This is a genomic window from Streptomyces sp. NPDC004752, assembly GCF_053601275.1.
Genome location: NZ_JBSGBN010000296.1, coordinates 1 through 1783 on the forward strand (window position 1 = coordinate 1; position 1783 = coordinate 1783).

Sequence of the window (1783 nt, forward strand, 5' to 3'; positions counted from 1 at the left end):
TTAGGGGTCTTTGGCCAGGTGGCCCGGCGCTGGTCGAGCCAGGCCAGCAGGGTCTGGTGGGTCAGTTCGCCGAGCCGTTGGCCGTGTCCGGCGATGGTGATCCGGCGGTTGGGCAGGTCGAGGTCGTCCAAGGTGAGGCGGCGGATGGCCGTAGCGCGGGCGGCGTGGACGGCAGCCAGGGCGACGATCAGCCGTTGCGCCGGGGTGACGGCGACCCGCTGGACGGCGAGGACCTCGGCGTTGGGCATCGGCAGCAAGTTGCGCTGGATGTCTTCGGTTTTCAGACGGGCGGTGGGGTTGGCGAAGATCAGGCCGCGCTTCTTGGCGAAGCGGAACAGTGAGCGCAGTGCGGCGATGGCGTTGCGCCGCTGCCATCCGCGCAGGGGTGACAGCGCGGCCGTGACGTCGGTGACGGTGACCTCGCGCAGGTGCCCACGGGTCGTCGCCCAGTTCTCCAGCAGGGGGCGGACGCCGCCGAAGTAGACGTAGACGCAGGTGTGGGACCGGGGCTTGGCACGGCTGTCGCCGTCGAGCAGGGCCAGCAGCCAGGCGCGGACGTCGCTGGCGAAGCCGGCGGGCAGCTCGGCGGTGCGGTTCTCGATCCAGGAACGGACCGCCAACACGCTGTCGTCTTCCAACAGCTCCAGGTCGATGAGGACCTCGGCCACCCGAAGGCTGGAAGCGTGTCGCGGTATTCGCGCACGGACTTCGGTGAGCTTCACGGGCTTGCCGGGCGGGCATTCGCCCAGCACCACCGTCAGGCCGTCCATAGCGCACCGCACGAGTGACGGCGACCATCCATTGGCCTCGCCAAGCTGCCTGGCGTGGGCTGCGGCCGACCGCAGCACAGGGTTGTCCGAGGTGAGGGCGGGGTGCTGCCAGCGCGGCGGGGGTGGGACGCCCGCCTTGCGCCGGTAGTAGGAGCCCAGGCCCCGGCACTTGTTGTCACAGTACGCCCGGTCGCGCCGAGACCCTTCGGGCAGCGGCTTGCCACAGTGCACGCAGGTCATCGCGGTGGCAGAGACCTGCCGGTGCGAGGACGCGGGGCGATGGCGCCGGGCTGGCCCACCACGGTGGCTTGCGAGTCCGCCGCTGGCTCCGGGGCCGGCACTCGCTCCGGCTCGGGCAGCAGCAGTTCCTCGACGCCGCAGCCGAGCACGGCGCAGATGACGTCCAGCTCGTCGAGCTTGACGGTGTTCGGCTGGCCGGACCACAGGCCCGACATCTTCCCCGCGCTGATCACCACGCCGCGTGCGGCGAGCATCCGCTGGAGTTCGCTGGCCTTCCAGATGCCGCGGTTGGCGGCCGCCAGACGAAGGTTCCACTTCACTGGGCCAGTCCTTTCCATCGGTCGGTGGCGCGCTGCTGTCCGGCGACCCAGGCGTCTTCGACATGGGTGCCGTGGACGTGGATATACCGGGCCGTAGTACCGGTCCAGGTATGTCCGAGTAGCTCCTGGATCGCGAACAAGGTCATGCCAGCGAGATAGAGCTGGGAGGCGCAGAAGTGCCGCAGCACGTGCGGGGTGAGCTTCCCGGCCCAGGTGGGCAGGTGCTGGGCGGCGGCGTCGGCCAGCGACCGGCGGAAGACGTCGGCGGTCGCCCGCGAGCAGGAGCCGTCCCGGTTCTTGCGCTCAGAGGGGAACAGCGGGGCACCGGGCCGGGTGTGGTCGGCGTCGAAGCGGCCCCACACGTCCTCGATGAACCACCGCAGGTTGCGGTCGACGCCGTTGATCAGCGGCACCAGCCGCGGCTTCGGCCCACGCCTCCGGGAGCCCTTGCCG

At 70.7% G+C, this 1783-nt stretch carries 3 protein-coding genes; all 3 read right to left on the reverse strand.

Annotated elements, in window-relative coordinates:
- A partial coding sequence (locus ACWEKM_RS46460; protein WP_451627354.1) for a hypothetical protein occupies positions 1–1001 on the reverse strand: 1001 nt, incomplete at its 3' end.
- Positions 1002–1006: 5 nt separating this feature from the next.
- Entirely contained in the window at positions 1007–1330 is a 324-nt protein-coding gene (locus ACWEKM_RS46465; RefSeq protein ID WP_451627355.1) for a helix-turn-helix domain-containing protein, read from the reverse strand.
- Positions 1327–1783 (reverse strand): tyrosine-type recombinase/integrase (locus ACWEKM_RS46470; RefSeq protein WP_451627356.1); only part of this gene is annotated, 457 nt, incomplete at its 5' end. The genes ACWEKM_RS46470 and ACWEKM_RS46465, both read right to left, overlap by 4 nt.